Origin of the sequence: Viridibacillus arvi (assembly GCF_001274945.1) — a bacterium.
Lineage (GTDB): Bacteria > Bacillota > Bacilli > Bacillales_A > Planococcaceae > Viridibacillus > Viridibacillus arvi.
Window position 1 is genome coordinate 584207 of the sequence record NZ_LILB01000005.1, and the last position, 16460, is coordinate 600666.

The 16460-nt window shown below is 33.6% G+C and carries 20 protein-coding genes and 2 pseudogenes; 5 read left to right on the top strand and 17 right to left on the bottom strand.

Features of this window, described 5'->3' with window-relative positions:
* The first annotated feature begins 502 nt into the window (after window positions 1-502).
* A complete protein-coding gene (locus AMD00_RS12090) occupies window positions 503-721 on the top strand; it encodes a gamma-type small acid-soluble spore protein (RefSeq protein ID WP_083446220.1) in 219 nt (72 codons plus the stop codon).
* Between the two features lie 348 nt (window positions 722-1069).
* On the opposite strand, the gene AMD00_RS12095 is transcribed toward AMD00_RS12090, so the two are convergent.
* The 3 genes from AMD00_RS12095 to AMD00_RS12105 all read right to left on the bottom strand — a co-directional run bounded on the left by AMD00_RS12095 (window position 1070) and on the right by AMD00_RS12105 (window position 2303).
* Entirely contained in the window at window positions 1070-1255 is a 186-nt protein-coding gene (locus AMD00_RS12095; protein WP_053417316.1) for a hypothetical protein, read from the bottom strand.
* Between the two features lie 239 nt (window positions 1256-1494).
* The gene (locus AMD00_RS12100) at window positions 1495-1764 is read right to left on the bottom strand and encodes a YesK family protein (RefSeq protein ID WP_053417317.1); all 270 of its coding nucleotides are present in this window, start codon (window positions 1762-1764) and stop codon (window positions 1495-1497) included.
* Window positions 1765-2024: 260 nt separating this feature from the next.
* On the bottom strand, window positions 2025-2303 hold the full coding sequence (locus AMD00_RS12105; RefSeq protein WP_053417318.1) for a colicin immunity domain-containing protein: 279 nt from the start codon (window positions 2301-2303) through the stop codon (window positions 2025-2027).
* A gap of 334 nt (window positions 2304-2637) precedes the next feature.
* Here AMD00_RS12105 and AMD00_RS12110 point away from each other — a divergent pair, with 334 nt between their 5' ends.
* Window positions 2638-3672 (top strand): pre-peptidase C-terminal domain-containing protein, encoded by a 1035-nt coding sequence (locus AMD00_RS12110; RefSeq protein WP_053417319.1) that lies wholly within the window; start codon window positions 2638-2640, stop codon window positions 3670-3672.
* Window positions 3673-4247: 575 nt separating this feature from the next.
* On the opposite strand, the gene AMD00_RS12115 is transcribed toward AMD00_RS12110, so the two are convergent.
* The 7 genes from AMD00_RS12115 to AMD00_RS12145 form a co-directional block, all read right to left on the bottom strand.
* Entirely contained in the window at window positions 4248-4655 is a 408-nt protein-coding gene (locus AMD00_RS12115) for a DUF4275 family protein (RefSeq protein WP_053417320.1), read from the bottom strand.
* Between the two features lie 139 nt (window positions 4656-4794).
* Window positions 4795-5382, bottom strand: coding sequence for a GNAT family N-acetyltransferase (locus AMD00_RS12120; RefSeq protein ID WP_245639511.1), 588 nt, complete (start codon window positions 5380-5382; stop codon window positions 4795-4797).
* 68 nt (window positions 5383-5450) lie between these two features.
* The gene (locus tag AMD00_RS12125; RefSeq protein WP_053417321.1) at window positions 5451-6149 is read right to left on the bottom strand and encodes an SRPBCC domain-containing protein; all 699 of its coding nucleotides are present in this window, start codon (window positions 6147-6149) and stop codon (window positions 5451-5453) included.
* Window positions 6136-6462, bottom strand: a complete 327-nt coding sequence (locus tag AMD00_RS12130) for an ArsR/SmtB family transcription factor (RefSeq protein ID WP_053417322.1) — start codon at window positions 6460-6462, stop codon at window positions 6136-6138. Before AMD00_RS12130 ends, AMD00_RS12125 begins: the two co-directional genes overlap by 14 nt.
* A 196-nt stretch (window positions 6463-6658) precedes the next feature.
* Entirely contained in the window at window positions 6659-7087 is a 429-nt protein-coding gene (locus AMD00_RS12135; protein WP_245639512.1) for a GNAT family N-acetyltransferase, read from the bottom strand.
* Window positions 7088-7200: 113 nt separating this feature from the next.
* The gene (locus AMD00_RS12140) at window positions 7201-7656 is read right to left on the bottom strand and encodes a YrvL family regulatory protein (protein WP_322787052.1); all 456 of its coding nucleotides are present in this window, start codon (window positions 7654-7656) and stop codon (window positions 7201-7203) included.
* A gap of 181 nt (window positions 7657-7837) precedes the next feature.
* Window positions 7838-8041: a hypothetical protein gene (locus tag AMD00_RS12145; RefSeq protein ID WP_053417324.1), complete on the bottom strand. Its 204-nt coding sequence runs from the start codon at window positions 8039-8041 to the stop codon at window positions 7838-7840.
* A gap of 276 nt (window positions 8042-8317) precedes the next feature.
* Here AMD00_RS12145 and AMD00_RS23260 point away from each other — a divergent pair, with 276 nt between their 5' ends.
* Window positions 8318-8491, top strand: coding sequence for a hypothetical protein (locus tag AMD00_RS23260; protein ID WP_157059244.1), 174 nt, complete (start codon window positions 8318-8320; stop codon window positions 8489-8491).
* Between the two features lie 497 nt (window positions 8492-8988).
* On the opposite strand, the gene AMD00_RS12155 is transcribed toward AMD00_RS23260, so the two are convergent.
* The 6 genes and pseudogenes from AMD00_RS12155 to AMD00_RS22905 form a co-directional block, all read right to left on the bottom strand.
* A complete protein-coding gene (locus AMD00_RS12155; RefSeq protein ID WP_053417326.1) occupies window positions 8989-9672 on the bottom strand; it encodes an ABC transporter ATP-binding protein in 684 nt (227 codons plus the stop codon).
* Window positions 9669-10484: an ABC transporter permease gene (locus tag AMD00_RS12160; RefSeq protein WP_245639514.1), complete on the bottom strand. Its 816-nt coding sequence runs from the start codon at window positions 10482-10484 to the stop codon at window positions 9669-9671. The genes AMD00_RS12155 and AMD00_RS12160 overlap by 4 nt, the downstream gene beginning before the upstream one ends.
* The gene (locus AMD00_RS12165; RefSeq protein ID WP_053417328.1) at window positions 10481-10936 is read right to left on the bottom strand and encodes a nitrous oxide reductase accessory protein NosL; all 456 of its coding nucleotides are present in this window, start codon (window positions 10934-10936) and stop codon (window positions 10481-10483) included. Before AMD00_RS12165 ends, AMD00_RS12160 begins: the two co-directional genes overlap by 4 nt.
* Complete coding sequence (locus AMD00_RS12170; RefSeq protein ID WP_053417329.1) at window positions 10933-12222, bottom strand: right-handed parallel beta-helix repeat-containing protein; 1290 nt, start codon at window positions 12220-12222, stop codon at window positions 10933-10935. Before AMD00_RS12170 ends, AMD00_RS12165 begins: the two co-directional genes overlap by 4 nt.
* A gap of 60 nt (window positions 12223-12282) precedes the next feature.
* Window positions 12283-12942, bottom strand: a complete 660-nt coding sequence (locus AMD00_RS12175; RefSeq protein WP_053417330.1) for a nitrous oxide reductase accessory protein NosL — start codon at window positions 12940-12942, stop codon at window positions 12283-12285.
* 475 nt (window positions 12943-13417) lie between these two features.
* Window positions 13418-13537 (bottom strand): annotated as a pseudogene (locus AMD00_RS22905) (Lrp/AsnC family transcriptional regulator); the annotation flags it as partial.
* Window positions 13538-13819: 282 nt separating this feature from the next.
* Here AMD00_RS22905 and AMD00_RS12185 point away from each other — a divergent pair.
* Both AMD00_RS12185 and deoC read left to right on the top strand, forming a co-directional pair.
* Complete coding sequence (locus tag AMD00_RS12185) at window positions 13820-14791, top strand: sugar-binding transcriptional regulator (protein WP_211258646.1); 972 nt, start codon at window positions 13820-13822, stop codon at window positions 14789-14791.
* A 178-nt stretch (window positions 14792-14969) separates the two neighbouring features.
* Complete coding sequence (gene deoC / locus AMD00_RS12190) at window positions 14970-15602, top strand: deoxyribose-phosphate aldolase (protein WP_053417333.1); 633 nt, start codon at window positions 14970-14972, stop codon at window positions 15600-15602.
* A gap of 379 nt (window positions 15603-15981) precedes the next feature.
* On the opposite strand, the pseudogene AMD00_RS12195 reads toward deoC, so the two are convergent.
* Window positions 15982-16460: pseudogene (locus tag AMD00_RS12195) on the bottom strand (IS110 family transposase); the annotation flags it as partial.

Sequence of the window (16460 nt, forward strand, 5' to 3'; positions counted from 1 at the left end):
CCATAAGTTTTTGGTATTAAAGTATTTAACGCTTCTATTACCTCTTTTTTATCCTTAAGCGATGTTTTCTCTAATTCACTTAATACAGGACAATTTTTAGGCTGTGCATAAGCTTCAAATGATACCAAAGTAAATAAAGATATGATTAAAATCAGTACATACATTTTTTTTAAGATAAATTCACCTCTTTTCTAATTACTATCTCCAATTAGAAAAGAATTATTGATCCTTCTTCAACTAACCTGCCCCGTTAGCACAAGAAGCGATTGCTCAAATTGACCAATCGCCTACGATAGTTGAATAATGATTTTTAAAAATCATTAGAATTAGCTATTTGAACTAGTATTTTAGGGTTACATTATCAGAAACTTTTTATCAATACCAAACATACATTGCCAATCATCTCTTTCAAACACCTTTAAACAGCTAATTTCAAATCAGTGTAAAAATCTACGGATAATAAAACATGTTCTGAACAGACTAAATTCGGGAGGTGAAATCCATGCCAAATAATAACAACAACCAATACGTTAACCAAATCAAACAACAAATCCAACAAGCAGAAGCTAACAAAAATCAAGCTTCAGGTCAATTCGCAACTCCGAATACAATGAACGAAGAATTCGGGACTGAGACTGATGTTAACCAAGTCAGACAACAAATTCAACAAGCAGAAGCTAACAAAAACCAAGCTTCTGGTAATAATCCAAATAATGGCTAATAAAACAATACAAATTAATTTGATTGATCCAAAACCGGCAACCTTTTTTCTGCCGGTTTTTTTGTTTTCACCTGCTGAACATATGCATATCGCGCTAGAGTCAACCACGGATTTCATTCTATATGCTTTGTATCAATATATAATGATACAAGAACAAATTTTGGTATTGGTCTTATTTATCTAAGGCTGTTTTCTATAGATTATTGCTATTAAGCATATGACCATTTTGATTCTATATATTTTGTAGAGACAATATTGTCTTCCTTATTCAACTAAAGCACCCCGTTAGTTTAAGTACATTATTTCACAAACTTAATTCTAAAAAAGCTTAGGCGTACCTATGTGTAATTACCACTTATCATTATTCTTATGACTTTTGTTATAAACGTATTCTTCATTTTTAATCCCTGTCCAATTACTAATAAAATTAATAATCATCATAAAAATTTCAAATAAAACAAACGCCGTAACCAATAATAATATCATTATAACTATTACCGAGTCTTGTAATTTTCCCTTCTTCTTATCATTCATATGTTCAACCTCCTATCAAATCGCCAATATTTTTCCGTATCTTCTAATATGTTCTGGGCTAACTTTGGAACAAATGACTGCGGTTGTGACTTCATAAAATTTGCAAATAATAATAATGAAAACGCAATACTTGTAGCCAGTATTAATGCTTACCCCCCTGTGAAATCTGGCTGTAAATGTTAATTGAATAAAAAGAAAAAAGCTTCAGTTATTAATAACTGAAGCTTCTTAAAACTTTATTATTGAGCTGTTTGGGTTTTTTTTGAATTACTGATAAATGTGATGATACCAAACAGAACAATTGGTGCGCCCAACAGTAAATAAGCGAATCCTTCAAATCCTCTTACTACTGTATAGCCATAAGCAACTATTAGTATTCCTAATACTAAGGCTCCTAACGTATAGACATTTATTGTTGATTTAGAGTAGCCTTTTTTCAATAGTAACTGTGTAACCAGTATCAGAACTACTCCAACAATTATGCCTATTAGTAACGGTATAAGAATCATTATCTTCCCTCCTTCCTATCGTTTAAAATTACCATAAATTATAATCCTTTAAAATAATTAGGACTTTTTAATATCGGTATTTTATCAAACTCTATATTACTTTTCTATTAATTTCACTATTAATTTGGCTCTTGATAAGTGATCAATTCTTTAAATTCAATTGATACTACAAGGAAATATACCGGATGAAGTATTTAGCCATTGAACCGACCTCGACAGTGAATGATCTTCAAGTAAAGCACCCGATAGTTGAAGAAAATTTAAAGATTATTCGATAAACTATTTATTTTAACCAACGCTTCACTTACTTCTTTTCTCAGTTGTTGTTCCGATATTTCAAAGGCAGTTTCTTGTCCAGGAAGACATTCATTCCAATAACAATCAACTGCTTCAAAAACTCCATTTAAGATTTCGAAAAACGTATCCATTCTTTCTGTCTCATTTATAAATGTATTTAGATAGTCACGTTCAAAATCCTCAACAGGAATTACTTCATTAACAAAATCCTCAATTAACCTTTTATATTTATTAACAAACATTGCTTCACCTCTTTTATGGGTTTTCATTCAATCCATTCTAACGATATTCCTTCTTCAACTAACCCGCCCCGTTAGTTGAAGAAAATGTAACTCTCGGAATTATGGTGTTCTCTACAAGTGGATTATGGAAATTAGAAATATATTTTATATGAGATATTATTTGGGAAACTAATTATAACAGTTGAAGCGCTAGTTTTTATGACTGCTTCCACTTATTTGATTTTTAATAAAATTGATGAATTTATCAAATATTTTATCAATTAATTAATATACAATCATTTTTACACTAGATAAAATGAATATATATATATATATATAGAAAAGAGAGAGAATAATGAAATTGATAGGGAGATTAGTTCTAACAGCAATCTGTATATCGTTTGTGTTTATGTTTAGCCATAATAATGCTTATGCCAACACGCAACAAACAGCGAAAACGATAAAAGATGGTAAGTATTATTCAGGGAAGCTAACAAGAAGTAACAAAGAAATGTATTTTAAATCTAAGTTAACGTCAGAAAAAGAAGTCGCGATGTATTTAAGCGAGGGCTGGGCTATACAATGGAATCTTGAAGTGTTAGACAGTAGTGGGGTTACCATGTATACAACGAAAACAAATTTAGAATCTGAAATGTACTTTTATAAAAAATTGGTAAAGAAACTGCCAAAAGGAACTTATTATTTGAAAGTAACAGATAATCATGGGACTTATAATAAAAAGTTTAAGACTACGATTCGTATATTAAATTACGATCATAAAGAAAAAGAAAATAACAACTCAATAAAAAAAGCGAATACTATTAGATTAAACGATAAATACACGGGTGCAATAGATTTCAAGTCTGATAAAGCGGATTATTATAAATTTAAAATCCCTTCATCTGGTCGAGTAACAGTCAGTACTAGTAATATGATAGAGTCTGATTGGATTGTAGGTCTTCTAGATAGTAAAGGTAAAATTATTGATGAAAGATACACAGATCATAATTACGACCCATCTGGCTTTACTTCTTATACTATGGGCCTGAAAAAGGGAACATACTATATACGCATAAGTGGGTATGGTACTGATGATGATACTAATTATATTTTTAATGTGAAGTTCAAAAAAGATTCCTATGTTGAAACCGAAAAAAATGATACTTACAAGACAGCGAATACGATTAAAATCGGAAAAACGTACACTGGTTGGTATAACGAATATGTAGATCCAATGGATTGGTATAAGTATAAAATGACTAAAACTTCAAAACATCGATTAGATCTGACCATATATCCGTACTCAGGGATTATAGTGTACATAACTAATAGCAAGCATAAAATCTTAAGTTATAATGTCTATCAAAACTATACGAAGAAAACTAAGTAAAAACAATTTACAACACCGACATTAACAAAGGGAGCATACTATGTATGTGTTGAAGAATCTTTTGGTTTGCCCTATATCCCATATAAATTAAAAGTATCGACCATTCATTAAAAGAAGGGTGCCTCAAAAGTTGTTTCAATGACTTTTGGGACACCCCTTTTTTATACTGTTCAGTTTAATAAGATTAATATTGGATGGAGGAATAATAGAATTTACTTTAGTAATGGCTATTTTCTCAAAGATTGTTGCTGTTAAACCAAAAAGGCAGATTTAATCTACAAAACGTGTAGATTAAATCTGCCTTGTAAAACAACTTGCCCCAAGTGGTTGAATGTAAGCTCTAATTTCAGAGATGTTTCGTAGTTCCAAAAAGACATCCGTCCCTATAAGTTTACGATAGTACTTATCTTCTTTCACTAACTTTTAAATGAATATTATACATACCTTATCCAAATAACCTGCCCGTTAGTCCAATAAGAAAAAGGCTCTACTCCATATTGAAGTAAAGCACCCGTTAGTTGAAGAAGAAAAGTGAAGATTATTCATCAATCGCACACTATTGTGGAAGTAAGTGTTTAGGGTTTATGAATAAAATACGGTCCAATCCAGCCATTTTCATGCGTTATAATAAAGGTCCAGTTATTTTCCCAATCCATAACGTAAATGTCACTGTGATCCCAATCATCGTATGGCAAGTCTTTCACATTGAGATTTTTTGCATTTTGAACTAAGAATGCTTCATTCGTGAATTGGTAAAAGATCGTGCATCGATTCTTTTTTTGCCTTTCGAATGCTTTTATGGCCTCTTCCTTTTCAAGACGTATCACCTTTTCATAACTGCAAAGGTGCCATAAAAATGAATCCATATATATTTCCTTTTGTTCCTCTTTTGTTAGATGACCTGCAAAGTTTTCAAGCCATTTTTCTCGTAAATAGCGTCCCCACTTCGGTATTGCCAACATCTTTAATTCTTTATTTTGCATTCTATTTAACCTCTCTCAACAAGTATCAAGTGATAATTATTTAGCATGACCAACTTTATGCTTTCTCTTATTTCTTATTCGCAATCTGGCTCGATTGGTGAACACAAGTTAAACAACACTCTTCAACTAACCTGCTTCGTTAGTTCAACAACTTCTTTAAATCAATTCTTGTGTAGGTTTTATTATAGGTCGTACCATCATCATTAAAAAATATGGCATTTTTTAAATATGGGTCAGAGATAGGTTCGTAACCGTGTTTGCTAATTAACTTTATCATTTTGGGATTTTCTATTGGGTCAACACTTACAAATATTTCAGAATGACCTAAACTCTTTGCAATATTTTCTCTATACCTAATTAAATCTGAACCTATACCATTACCCCGATAATCCTCTTTTACATATAGGTCACTTAATTTAGGAAGCAAAGTGCCTTTTAATTTAAGAACTCCAAAACCAAATATAAGTGAGTCTTGTTCAGCGATTGCCAAATATACTTCCTCTTTTGCAAATTGCTTTAAATAATTCGTGAATAAATCTTTATTATTTCTAATATCACATAAACCCGATAAGTCGTTTTCATTCGCTAATCTTATTATGTAGTTCATTATTATTTCCACTTCCTTATTCTTCAATAAATCATTATTAGAAATATTCAATTCTTTCTTCAACAATCCTGCCTCGTTAGTTGAAGAAGAAATATATCTATATTCTTTAATTTTTTTCATAAAACGGGATAGATGTATGAATATTGTCAAAAAAGATGCTATTAGGTTAGCATCTTCTTCATTGGATATTAATAAGGTACAGGATAAGCATCTACGAGACAGTTTACCAATAACTTTTCACTTTGCCTTACTATTGTTAAGGTAACAGTGTCATTGACAGTTTTTTCATTCAATGTTCTTTCAAATGATTTATATCCTACAATTTCTTCTTTATCAATCCCCACTATGATATCTTCAGGTTTAATTCCAGCAGTTGCAGCTACCGAACCTTCCTTCACTTGTAAAACTCTTGTACCTCTATTTTCCTCGTTTGTTGTGTGTGTAATACCAATCCACGCTTTCCAAAACTTTGCACGATTATCAGTGCCAGTTTCATAGACACTCTTTAGATTTCCTAAGAATTGACTTGTACCAAACAACATATTTTCCTTTGTTGATTGATTCATTTCACCAATAAAGGAAGCCTGATATTCAATACTGACATGAATTCCATTTTCAACTTTTTCTAATGAAGTAATGGTAGTAAAATCTCCATCAAGGCTCTGAAGTACAAAGCGTTTCATTGTATCTATTTCTGTAAAAACACCCTCAGATGTTGCCCCCCAGCCATGATTCATATATCCTTTTCCACCAATACGAAATTCTATTTCAGCATTTTTTGTATACCAACGATTTAGATGCTCAGGCTTAGTCAATGCATCCCAAACTTGCTTTAAAGGCGCATTAACAACAATTTCTCTCTTTATAGAATCCTTAATCTTGTTCATCTCGAAATTCTCCTTTTTCCACATAATTTTTTAAACTTACGAGCTGATCATCAAGTAGTTCTCCGATGTATTGGAGCATTTCATGGTAGGCAATTTGGAGGACCTCGGGATTTAATGAATAGATACGATACTTCCCATCCCAGCTCTCTGAAATAATTTTTTCCTCCAATAAAATATTCAAATGCTTCTTTATTGCGGGTTGAGAGATATCAAATGCTTCGACTATCTCCTTTTGGATTTTGTTTCCTTGTTTAAGCATACTTAATATACGTCGCCGCGTTGAATCACCTAATGCTCGATAAACATCTGGCATTATCATCCCCTCACTTTTCACATATAACTATTTGGTTATATGAAATATAACCATAAGCGAAAATAATGTCAATACTTTCCATGTAAATAAAAATGATTATCCTTATTCAACTAAACTGCCCCGTTAGTTCAATAAGAAAAAGGCTCTACTCCTTATTAAAGTAAAGCACCCAATAGTTGAAGAAGACTTAGTCCTATTAACTTTTTAAAATACATTGAAATCGTTCCACACCCGGATATTTTTCACCCAAACTCGCTATCTTAAATCCATAATTTTTATAAAAATTCACCGCATCTTTATCGGTTTCAGCAAACATAAAAGGTGAAGAATATTTCTCCAAAATAAAGCTAATCATTTTACTCCCAATACCTACTCCTCTATGATTTAGAGATACTGCGACATGTTTTATTTCACAACGTTTTGGGCTTAAAAATTCTATTCCAATACAACCAACAACCTCATCTTCAAGGTCATATCCATATAACTCTCTTATTGGAGATTGCATATATATTTCATATTCTTTCTCGACATTCTTTTCAGAGGTTGCGAAGGATAAAAGTTCTCTTACATTAGGTTGAATAGAAGTCGATTTAATCTCTTTCATAAAACACGTCCCTTCTTGCATTAAACTGCCCCTTTAGTTGAAGAAGAAAAAGAGCTGTCTGAACAGCTCAAAGATTTTCTTAAAGCACCCGTTACTTTAAGTTTTTCACAAGCCTTGCATTAGCGTTAGATAGCTTATTTCTTAGAATTAAATCTATTTCCTATTCCCTTAAATTCTTCGCTGTCAATCATCGGGGGTTCATCATCTTTCTCTTTTAATTTCAAACCGAAAAGTCCAGAAATCAATGAAAATATGAGTGAACCCTGCCAAGTAATTGCAATGTTCGCCATGAAGGTATCGAGTAATTGAATTAACGCAAAAGTAAGACCCGTATTCAAAATAAATGATAACCATCCCTTACTTGATTGAATAATAGCGACAGATTTTAAAGCTTTTGGTATCGCATTTGTAATGAGTGAGAGAGGTATTTCAAGGAATACATACATAACAAAGAAAAATACTAAAGCACCAATTGAATCATATTGAAACCCGAGTAATCTTAAAAATATGTATTCAAAAAAAGTAATACCAAGCAAAATTATTAGCACAATAGACGTACAAATTACTATTGTTTTAATTTTATTTATAATAAAAGTACCCCCTTACTATCTACAATTTCACCATTTTCTTTTTTGCGCGAATTGTAATTTTTATTTTTAGGTTAGATTGAACGGAGTGCGTTTCTGCGATTTGTAGGAACGCTCTTTCACTAAATGAGTGCTTTAGTAGAAGATCTTTGAGCTGTTTAGGTGGCTCTTTTTCCTTATTGGACTAAAGGTGCACTCCACATTGCTTTGGGTTTTTGTATCCATTTTCGACTTCTTCAAATAGCGTAGATAATAGAGTTTCTAATTCACCTAGTGTTGTATCTTTAGAAAGATTATGTACGCTCATAAGTTCTACACCTTTAAAAGCATCTTTTGCACCTTGAACTTCTACTTCGCCAAATGCTTTTACTTCCATTTCAATTTTCATCTTTTCACCTCTTATCTCTTTACTTTAATACGGTTGAAAAGAATATAAGTTCCAAATTTAAACAAATCACCCATCTTGAATATACAAAAGTCTTTGGCTTCTTCTTCAACTATTCTGCCCCGTTAGTTCAATAAGAAAAAAAGAGCTGCATATGCAACTCAAGTTCAAAATATTGTTTACATGGCGATAAACATGTTCCTACTGAAGGGACCCCAGTTCTCCCCCCTATAACCTGATCCTCCCTCTAAGTTAACAAAACACGGGAGCACCGTATGCATGACACTCGACATTGCATTAACCATAAATGTCATTACAAATCTCATATTTGAATTGTCGGCAGGTGTGATCATTGCCATATTAGGACGTATTGCGTTTGATGCCGTTAGTGCAGAGCCCATTCCCACGGTAGCAATACCAACAGGACGCTCCAGATTACTTCTAATCCAGTAATTAGAAACATTCATTGCTGATGCTAAATCAGTCCGCTGATCATACTGAATCAAAATTTGATTTGGAGCAATTTGTCTAACCTCCAAAAGTATGGGATGAGTTATCATCTGGCGGTCGCTTTGATTGATTAGCATTTTATTTTCACCTCACAATAATATGCAATAGTCAATTGACTATATATTGTATGGTATTTGACTTGATGATGTTCAGAGGCATCAGTTAGACGTTTACATAACTAATCTGCCCCGTTAGTTCAATAAAGAAAAAAGAGCCGCATATGCAACTCAAAGATCTTCAAGTAAAGCACCCGTTAGTTGAATAAGACAATCGAGTGAATTTTTTAAAATAAAGGATTCTCATTAACGTATAATCAAAAATGCGTGAACTTTCAACTTCTATACCACTTTCTTTTAATGTCATTAATAACATTCTTCTTGTTATGACCAAATATTGATGGTCTTCCACTCCGTAGTGGGATTAGATTCTGTTGTTTTATGTTATTTGGCTAGCCCAATTCTCTGCATAAATAGCTCCTCTAAATGTTCACAAGATGTTTCTGACAGAACATCTTGAATAGCTCCATTCATAAGTACTCTTCCATTATGTAAGAGAAGTATATCATCAGCTAGCTCCTCTGCGAATGACAATAAATGCGTTGAAAAAAGTACCGTTTTGCCTTGTTCTTTTTGTTCTTGTAAAATTTGTTTTAGCTCAGCAATCCACAGTATATCCAAACCATTTGTCGGTTCATCCATAATAAGTAACTGTTCTTTACCTAATAAGCTTTGTGCCAAATTTAAACGCTGGCGCATCCCTTTTGAAAATTGGCTCACTCTTTGCTTACGATAATCCCACAGTCCTACTCGTTTCAACACTTTTTCACGTTCTTTTGCTGACTCCTTTTTCAAACTGCCTAGTAATTGTAAAATTTCCTCAGCAGTGAGTGCTGGGGGGAAATTCACATCATCTGGCATATAACGAATGGAAGGCACACTAACCCAATGAAGTTCTCCGCCATTTGGCTGTTCTTCACCAATGAGTAATCGGATTAACGTACTTTTCCCTGCACCATTACCACCAGCTAACGCAATAATACGTCCTTCATTTAAGGTAAAAGACGCATCTAACAAGCCTTGATGCTCGGAATATTTTTTCACTAAAGACTTACCTTCTACAATCATACTTGACCCCCCTTTCTACGTAATAAAAACCCAGCAAACAATAAAGGCAATACGATCCAACAAATCGTTACTAGGACATATACAACAAGACCTGCCAGCGAGCTATAAAATTCAGTGAATTCATAAAAAGAAGGACCAAGAACTGAATGTTGTCCAGAAAAGATGAAATAGCCAAAACGAACCCATTCGGCTGGATTTAAATGAATCATTACAATTGTTAACTTTTGCAAAGTATGTCCAGCTACTATTGTACCCACTGCCATTAACGCATAAGACAACAGTAACAATGCAAATGCCCAAGCTAGAAGCGACAACGCTAACGCATGTAGACGACTTTTGGCCACAACCCCGCAAACAATCGCTAACGCTGAAAAAATTAGGATTGTTACACTGGATAAGCCAACAAAGACAAGTGGCAAATGAACTTGACCTGCTAAACTACTCATGCCTAATACAATGCTAAAAGCCAATAGTAAAATGAGCATGAAGGATAAAACTAGTGCCACATACTTCCCCAAAATATAATTCTTTATTGTAATTGGATATGTTTTTAATAATGAGAACCAGCCTGATTCCAAATCATTCGCTATCCCCATACTTCCGATTGTTAAGATGAACAGAGGCAATAGGAATAGGAGTAAATTTAAGAAGCTAGCTGTTTGTCTGGTGAAACCATTCATATCAGGTAAAGCAATTTGCTGTATTATCGATATCGCTGCGAAGACAAAAACAAATAATACAGCCACTAGTTGCATCCAGCGACTTCGGAGCATTTGCTTCCATTCAAGACGTATGAAAAGTCCGTTAATCAATGATGGACACCCCATTTAAATGAATCTAAATCAGAGTAGCTCAGCAATTTCCCTTTTCCTTCTTTATCGATATATTGTTGTGCTGAATCTTTAGACTCAAAAGCAATGACGCCATATGACATTGGTGTCCAAATATCTTTGTCATACACGTATGAAGCTGTTTTAACATCGACCCAATTGTTTTCGCCCTCATCTTTAATAAAGGCTTTACCAACATCGCCTTTGTTCAGATTCTTCATATATTCAATCAAACAACCTAGATCATCAAACATTTCATAGTCCCCATTCGATAAGGCAATTTGTCCGGCATATTCTTCATGCACAATACTCATATTGCACACCTTACAGACATCTGTTTCACTAACGATTCCACGCGGTTTAAAGTCTTTATTACTACAAGCTTGTAATAATAAGACTGCAGAGAATAAGACAACTAACCCTCTTTTCTTCATACACTTGCTTCCTTTCTCCATAACCATAATCCGAGCACTAGTCCTGTAAGACCGGTAACTACTTGCCACAGTTGTATATTCCATTCAGTTGTCGCTTTTTGAGCACTATACATCATCGGTTCTTTATCTACTAATTGCTCAGTTTCTATTGCATTCGTTTGACGATCCATTTTATTTAATAGCACTACACTTGGTGATTCGATGAAATATTGATAACTGGGCTTGCGCACCATCCATTGTCCAAAGCTTTGCAATGCCACATAAGGACTATCACCAATACCATTGTCATCAAAATCTATGCCATCATAATCATCGTAGTAATTTTGAGAAATGCTAATACTGGTTCCATCGGACCGTAAATTAACAATATTACCCACAAAGTCATTTGCATATACGGTGTTCTCCTTGTTAGAACGAAGGAGTTCAATTGCGGTTTGATTCATCTGGAATGTATTATACTCCACCGTTGAAGTCGCTAGTTTTTGTGTAGATAGGGCTGTTCTATTATTCTGGAAATGGTTATAAAGAACGTCGATATTTTTTGCTTCAAACAGCACCATTCCAGAACCATTCAAGCCATTTTGCTCTGTCACATGATTGTTTTGTAACTGCGCATCTTCCGTCATCATGAGCATAATACCCGTCACATTTTGATTGAAATCGTTCTGTTCGGCAAGTGCATCTTCAGTATACATAAAGTGGATGCCATAACGACTATTTTTAATATCGTTATCGGTCAGTTTGATTGCCTGAGCCTTTTCAATATAAAAACCATCCTGTACGTCTTGCACTTTGTTATTTGAAATAGTTAAATCGTTACTGTTAAACACATCGAGACCATTTCCTTTTTTTGAATAATGCCCATTAATTCCTTTAATTTTTAAATTATTTACTACCACGTGCTTAGAATTATAAATTTGTACACCGCTCCAAACATTTTGAAGCTGTACATTGAGTAAATTTACTTGCGAAGTATTTTTCACGACAATGCCAACATGGGCATCGGTAATATGAATATTTTCTAACGTTACATTTTGCACATTTTCAATCCTCAATAATGATTCCTTCCCATTGCCCTCTAGCATGGTATGTTTGGAACCCCTTAATGTAATTGGTTTTGTAATAGTAATCTGTCCTGTATAAACACCATCCTCAAGTACTAGCACGCTACCGGCTGGTGTCCCATCGATTTGTTCCTGTAAAGTTAGCTGATCTGCTTTAGCAGGCATTGCGAAAATGAGCCATAACAAAACAAAATAGTATAGTATTGTACACAGATGTTTCATCTTCCACCTCCATTTAACAACAAAAAGGCTAGAGTTTCCTCCAGCCCTTTATGCATACGGTTAGTGACTATCCTCTGATTTCATGTCCATATCCATCGATTCACTATCTCCTGATTCTGAATCCATATCCATATCCATATTCTTCGATTCACTAGAATGACGATCTTTCATTTTCTTGTAACGATCATTTGAAACTTTATCAACGTCTGATAGCGCTACTACTTTTGAGCTATCATTTCCTGCGATAAAGATATCCGCACTTTCTTGATCTTTGAAATAGGCGTAACCATAATTCATTGGTGTTTTAATGTCCGCTTTCACAATAACTGCATCCTCTAGTTTTAACCAATCTTTTGAATTATTATCACGTACAAACTTTTCTAACTCTAATCCATCTTTACGTTCTTGATTTAGCATACAGCCCACATCATCAAAGAAAATACCTGATCCATCTTCTTTAATGCCTTGTGCTGAAAATGCTCCCATTTCATGATCCATTTCATATACTTTCATATTGCAAAATTCACATACTGTATCTTTTGTTGGTTCATGCAAATGATCTTCTACTGCATTGGTAGTAGTTTCAGAATTCGCAGTGCTTTGTTTTGTTGATATACTTTCTGAAGTGGTACTTTTACCTGTTGTTTTATTGTCTTCTTGACCACATGCACCAAGTAGGGCTGCCGCAATGACAACCGTTAAGGCTAATTGTTTTTTCATATTTTATTCTCTCCCTCCAATTAGAGATAATTTTACAAGACAAATGTGAAATAAGATGAAAATAAATATGTATAATATGGGAATTTTTATTTTGGTAACATCAATAGTTTTTCAATTTTTTCCAATAACTCTTCCGTTAGCGTCTAGTTCGTAGGTTATTTTCCCACTCATTACATCCCACAATCTTTGCAATTGATATATAACTGCATCTAAACTTTCAATCTTATTAAAAAATAAGTGTAACTGGAGCCTAGTCTATTTCCATAGTCTTTTTAACAATAGTAAATTCTTTTCCTACAAAAAAGAACGGCATTCAATAGCCTTTCTTGTTAAACTAATCTGCCCCGTTAGTTCAATAAGAAAAAAGAGCCGTCTGAACAGCTAATAGATCTTCTACTAAAGCACCCGTTAGTTCAATAAGAAATAGACTCTACTTATGTTTATTTATTTGGAAACATCCCATTTTTATTGTTGACTATTTCTTAATAACAATCGATAATTTATAGTTTACATGCTTATTTAAATCATCTAAAAATTGATCTAATAGCTCATTAGTTGGAAATTTACATTCAAGTAGATAACAGCCATCTCCACTAAACATAGAAAGTAAAGCTATAAGTGGTTTTCGATCTCCTAAACATCCTCCTATAGCGTTTCCGATTGCAATGGCAACCAAACAATTGGTCCCTCCTGGATTTATGAATAAGACAATATCCATTTTCCCAATAAAGATTATATCAAAAACGAGCTCGGATTATTTTCTTAGCTCGCTTTACTTATGAATATATATGGTTTGCAGTGATTATTTTTCATTCATACTGATACGTAGTTTGTCCATGAAGATTTTTATATCACTTACATTGAAAAAAGTATATCATTGTTTATAACCAGTACATTAAAGGAGCCAATTATGTTCGATGATAAAGATTTACTTAGTATAGATGTAGCAAAGATGTATTACGACTTAGATAAGAATCAAAGTGAAATCGCTAAAGCTCTCAATCTGTCTAGACCTACTGTTTCGAAGTTATTGAAGTACGCCAAGGAAAAAAATTACGTGAACATTGTTATTAACGACCCTAGAGATCAGTCCTCTAACCTTGAATTAGCACTACAAGAAAAATATCATTTGAATGCTGTCCGCATAGCGTTCGCTCCAATAGATGAAGAACAGCAAATTAAGAAGTACATTGGTATTAGAACAGCTGAATACCTTGATGAAATCATTAAAGATGGAGATATTATTGGCGTTTCATGGGGAAATACACTTTATGAAGTGGCGAAAGAATTAATGCCCAAAAATCTGAAAGGAATTGAATTGATTCAACTTAAAGGAGGTATGAGCTATTCTCATTATGAAACGCATGATATTGAAATCATGCAAAAGTTCGTAGATGCTTATAACGCCTTTGGACAATTCGTTCCACTACCTGTTATATTTGACTCCATTGAACTCAAAAATTTAATCGATCAAGACCGTCATATCGCCAATGTGTTAGAACAAATGAAACGAGCGAATATCGCATTATATACAATTGGATCGGTTACAAAAAATTCGTTGCTTTATAAAATGAATTATATTTCCGACGAGGAATTTACGTATTTACAAGAGCATGCTATTGGAGATATTTGTTCTAGATTTTTTGATAGCAATGGTGATATATGTTACGAAGAATTAAATACGCGAACATTTGGTATTGAATTAGCTGAATTAAAGAACAAAGAAAAAAGCATTTTAATCGCTGGTGGCGATAAAAAAATACAAGCGATTCATACCGCTCTTAAGCATCAACTTGCTAATACCTTAGTTACTGATCGCTTCACAGCTAAAAAACTACTCTCTTTATAACTCATCATTAACACATTTCATAAAGGAGCTATATTCGTTTATTAACGAGTATAGCTTCTTTTAATTCTTTCTACTTTATGAACAACCCCACAATCAGAACAAATGTAAAAATGATATTTTACATTTGTTCTGATTGTGTTATAATAATAGTACATTTAACTATGAGGAGGAACATTATATGAAATACAATAAATTAATCGACCACACAATATTAAAAGCAGATACAACTCGTGAAGCCGTTCAACAAGTATTAGACGAAGCTATACAACATGGCTTTGCATCCGTATGTATTAATCCTTATTGGGTACCTTTAGCTTTTGAAGTTTTAAAAGATTCCGATGTGAAAGTATGTACGGTTATAGGCTTTCCATTAGGTGCAAATACAACAAATACAAAAGCATTCGAAACGAAGGACGCTATTGCAAATGGAGCTCAAGAAGTTGATATGGTTATTAATATTGGTGAAATGAAAGCAGGAAACTATGATGTTGTTCAGGCAGATATCGAAGCTGTAGTTGAAGCTACTAACGGCAATGCTTTAGTGAAAGTCATTATTGAAACATGCCTATTAACAAAAGAAGAAATCGAAACAGTAAGCAAAATTGTACGTGCTTCAGGAGCTGATTTCATTAAAACATCAACTGGATTCTCAACTAGTGGAGCTACTGTTGAAGACGTAGCTTTAATGCGAAAAAACGTGGGCGAAGAAGTAGGAGTTAAAGCTTCAGGCGGCGTAAGAACTAAAGAGCTAATGCAAGCAATGGTAGAAGCAGGCGCTACAAGAATTGGAACAAGTAACGGAGTATATTAATTAATCCGTTTATCGGCGACAAGAATAATTATTGGTATAGAATAAAGTTTGATTAAAAATTACTCTAAAGCCTTAATTATACTGCATATAAAAAGTCATCGTTTTAAGTACTGATTGATCAAAATTATATACAAATGTTGATATAACATTATTTTCTTGATTTTGATACGCTAAAAATGGTATGACTTTATTTCAAACAGTACAAATTTGTTTTAAACCAAATGTAAAGTGATAATAAAGTTATTTAATTTTGATTTGAAACTATAAGAGCCTGCTACATTTTTTTGTAGTAAGGCTCTTTAAAGTTGTTTAATTCTTATTCAACTAACCTCCCTCTATAAACATTGAAGTATCAACGGTTTTTCGGCTAATTGATTGTTCCTTCTGTCAGTCCAATAGAGTTTCTCGCAGCTTCAATAAGTAGTTTTACTTTAGGTAACTGCGGAACTCTCATCCCCTCTACCTGACGGTAGAGAAAAACAAGCTGTTCAGCTTTTTTCTGTTTAATATCCTGTGGCAACGGAGTCATTTCAAGCGTGGCAAGTGCCATCTTACCAAAAGACGGAAAGACTTGAGTAAACTCTGGAAAGTAACGATCCAACCAACGAATGATTCGATTTTTAATACTTGCTAAGTCCTCCGTTAATTTGGAACGAAGGGTAGAACCAATGCGCAATTCAGCATCTATGTCCTTTAATAAACGTGGATAACTAAACGTTCGTCTTTCACTAACCGAGCAATGACTAGTGCATCTTTTTTATCGTGCTTGGTCGGTAAATTGTCATCCAGTTCTTTCGAACGTTTGACGTGCATTGGATTGACCATGACGAGTGGGATTCCATATTGGTCTAAGAAATA